This is a genomic window from Ferrovum myxofaciens (genome assembly GCF_000735045.1).
Lineage (GTDB): Bacteria > Pseudomonadota > Gammaproteobacteria > Burkholderiales > Ferrovaceae > Ferrovum > Ferrovum myxofaciens.
Genome location: NZ_JPOQ01000335.1, coordinates 1 through 264, shown reverse-complemented (window position 1 = coordinate 264; position 264 = coordinate 1). Strand labels below are relative to the sequence as shown.

Genomic DNA, 264 nt, shown 5'->3' with positions numbered 1-264 from the left:
AGCAGACATCCGCGACAACTGGGCCAGCCTACGCGAAACGATGAGCGTGCAGCGGCGCGTCACCGCCTCATTCCAACAACGTGATGGGCGCACATTGAATGTGCGAAAATGCACCGTAGCCGAACCGGATTTGATGAAAATTTACAGGGCACTGGGAGTTTCCCCGGCCCCAGGAGGAACGAAAAAACTGATCAGTTAAACCAAAATTACGAGCATGTAGTGCCACTCCGATTTTTTTGTGGTCGTAACAAACTGATAGTTAAA

At 50.4% G+C, this 264-nt stretch carries 1 pseudogene; it reads left to right on the top strand.

The features are described 5' to 3' along the window. Positions 1 to 199 (top strand): annotated as a pseudogene (locus IV91_RS19325) (IS1634 family transposase); the annotation flags it as partial. Positions 200 to 264 lie beyond the last annotated feature (65 nt).